The organism is Micromonospora sp. ATA51 (assembly GCF_016802855.1).
Taxonomy (GTDB): Bacteria; Actinomycetota; Actinomycetes; order Mycobacteriales; family Micromonosporaceae; genus Micromonospora; species Micromonospora sicca.
This window is the reverse complement of the sequence record NZ_JAEVHJ010000530.1, coordinates 1-2,703: the sequence shown is the minus strand read 5'-3', so window position 1 is coordinate 2,703 and position 2,703 is coordinate 1. Positions and strand designations below refer to the sequence as shown.

The 2,703-nt window shown below is 76.7% G+C and carries 1 protein-coding gene and 2 pseudogenes; all 3 read right to left on the bottom strand.

What is annotated here, in order from left to right:
- Nucleotides 1-89 precede the first annotated feature (89 nt).
- Complete coding sequence (locus tag JNW87_RS37245; RefSeq protein WP_238455335.1) at nt 90-1,235, bottom strand: cobalt-precorrin-5B (C(1))-methyltransferase; 1,146 nt, start codon at nt 1,233-1,235, stop codon at nt 90-92.
- Nucleotides 1,232-2,082: pseudogene (cobM, locus tag JNW87_RS37240) on the bottom strand (precorrin-4 C(11)-methyltransferase). Before cobM ends, JNW87_RS37245 begins: the two are co-directional and overlap by 4 nt.
- A pseudogene (locus JNW87_RS37235) lies at nt 2,079-2,703 on the bottom strand (precorrin-2 C(20)-methyltransferase); the annotation flags it as partial. The pseudogenes JNW87_RS37235 and cobM, both read right to left, overlap by 4 nt.

The following is a 2,703-nucleotide window of genomic DNA, read 5'->3' as shown; positions in this document are numbered from 1 at the left end:
CGCCTCGGCCAGCCCCGGGTGCGCCGGCCGCCCGGCGGCGTCGATCCCCACCACGGTCACCAGCGCCCCGGCGGCGGGCGGCGGGGTGGTCATGCGGCCCACCGGCCGGAGGAGGCGACGATCCGGGAACCGGCGAAGTCCACCATGGCCACGTCGACCTGGACGGCGTGCCCGGCGAAGCGGAGCAGGACCTGGCGGACCCGGCGGCAGAGCAGGTCTCCGGCGAGGGTCAGCAGGCCGGCCGCCTCCCACAGCTCGTACGCGTGCCGCCCGGTGTTCGCCGCGGCGACCGCCGCGACCAGGTCGCCGTCCCCGCCGGCCTCGGCCGTCACCGCGCCGAGCAGGGAGAGGTCCACCTTGGACCGGGTGTAGTGGGTCATCAGGATGCCGGCGGCCAGCTTGGCCAGCTTGCCGGCCATGCCGACGAAGACCATCCCGGTCATGCCGTCGCCGACGGCGGCGGTGACGGCGGCCCCGGTGAAGTCGCCGACCTCGACGAAGCAGACCTCGGGCAGCTCCGGCAGGAGCGCCCGGGCGGCCCGCTCGGTACGCCCACCGGTGCAGAGCACCACGGTCCGCTCCCCCTGCGCGGCCATCACGTGCACCGCCTGCACCACGCTGGCCCGCCAGGAGGCGGTGGAGAAGGGGCGGACGATCCCGGTGGTGCCGAGGATGGAGATGCCGCCGAGGATGCCGAGCCGCCGGTTGGTGGTCTTCCGCGCCATGATCTCGCCGCGCGGCACGCTGATCACCACCCGCACGCCCACCTCGGTCAGGTCGACCACCTCGGCCACGGCCTGCCCGATCATGCGGCGCGGGGTCTCGTTGATGGCCGGCCCGCCGACCTCCAGCCCGAGCCCCGGCTTGGTGACCGTGCCGACGCCGGGACCGCCGTCCAGGCGCAACCCCGGAGTGTCCCGCCAGTCCACGGTGGCGGTCAGCTCCGCGCCGTGGGTGACGTCCGGGTCGTCCCCGGCGTCCTTGACCACCACCGCCTCGGCCCGCCGGCGCGGCTCCACGTCGCAGCGGGCCACCGCGAAGGTGACCCGCCGGCCGGCGGGCAGGCCGATCTCCACCGCCTGCTGCGGCACCCCGGTGACCAGGGCGGTCACCGCCGCCTTGGCCGCGGCGGTGGCGCACGCTCCGGTGGTCCAGCCGGTGCGCAGCGCGGTGGGACGGACCTTCGCGGTCCGCGGCAGGTCCGGCTCGCGCAGCGGCGGTTCGACGTACGTCATGGGCGTCCGTCGTGCCCGGTGGGGTCGACGGCGCCGGCCTGGCCGGCGCGGGCGCGGCGCAGCTCGGCGCGGGCGGCGGGCTCGGCCCGGCGGAAGGTGTGGAAGTGCCCGGGGTGGTAGAGGTGCGAGCGGGTACCGCCGGCGGCGAGCGCCGGGCCGACCAGGAAGAGGGTGTGCTTCCAGAGCTTGTGCTCCTTGACGGTCGCCTCCAGGTCGCCGAGCGAGCAGCGGACCACCAGCTCGTCGGGCCAGGTCGCCTGGTACGCGACCACGACCGGGGTGTCGGCCGGGTAGCCGCCGGCGAGCAGTTCGGCCTGCGCCTGCCCGGAGCGGGCGGCGGAGAGGAAGAGCGCCATGGTGGTGCCGTGCCGGGCGAACTCGCGGACCCGCTCCCCCGGCGGCATCGGGGTCTTGCCGCCTTCGAGGCGGGTGAGGATCACCGACTGGGCCACTTCGGGGATGGTCAGCTCGCGGCCGACGATCGCCGCCACGGCGGTGAACGAGGACACCCCGGGCACGATCTCCACGGCCAGGCCGAGGGCCCGGCAGAGGTCGAGCTGCTCCTGCACCGCGCCCCAGAGCGCGGGGTCGCCGGAGTGGATCCGGGCCACGGTCAGCCCGTGTTCGGCGGCCCGCTGGTAGAGCGGCAGCACCCCCTCGATGGGCAGCTGGAGGAGTCGACGATCTCGGCGTCCGGGCGGGCGTGGGCGAGGACGTCGGCGTGGACCAGGCTGGCCGCCCAGACCACCACGTCGGCCTCGGCGATGACCCGGGCGGCGCGCAGGGTGAGCAGGTCGGCGGCGCCGGGGCCGGCCCCGACGAACCACACCTTTCCGGTGGCGGTCACAGTTTTCCTCCCCGGCGGTCCCGGCGGGCCGGGACCAGCCAGCGGTCGACAGTGACGGCAGGTCGTCGGCGTCCTCGTCGACCGGCCCGATCCGCTCGTCGGGCAGGCCGAGCGCCCGGCCGAGCACGGCGTCGTCGAGCCGGTCCTGCCGGCGCAGCTCGTCGACCAGTTCGGGGTGGCGGCGCCAGCCCTTGTAGACGACGACGGTGCCGGGGCCGGCGAGGGCGTCGGCGACCGGCACGAGTCCGGCGGTGGCCGGCAGCAGGGTCAGCGGCTCCCGGCCCTCGCAGAGCGGGACGCCGCTGCGGGCGGCCAGCTCCTGCATGGCGGTGACGCCGGGCACGGTGCGGACCTCGACGGTCGGGCGCAGCGCGCGCACGCCGTGGGCGAGGTAGCCGAAGGTGGAGTAGACGTTCGGGTCGCCGATGGTGGCGAACGCGACCGACCGGGAGCCCGCGTCGAAGGCGGCGGCCACGCCCGGGCGGCGTCGTCCCAGGCCCGCTCCCGGCGGGCGGTGACTCCCGCCCCGGTCGTCGAGGGCGAACGGCAGCCGGCGCAGCGGTCCGTGGCCACGTGCGCGGCCACCGTGGCCTCGGCGCGGCCCGGGGGCGCGTCGCGTCG

Coding starts and splice junctions, on each gene's coding strand:
- JNW87_RS37245 (WP_238455335.1), bottom strand. CDS start 1,235: ATGACGTACGTCGAACCGCCGCTGCGCGAGCCGGACCTGCCGCGGACC.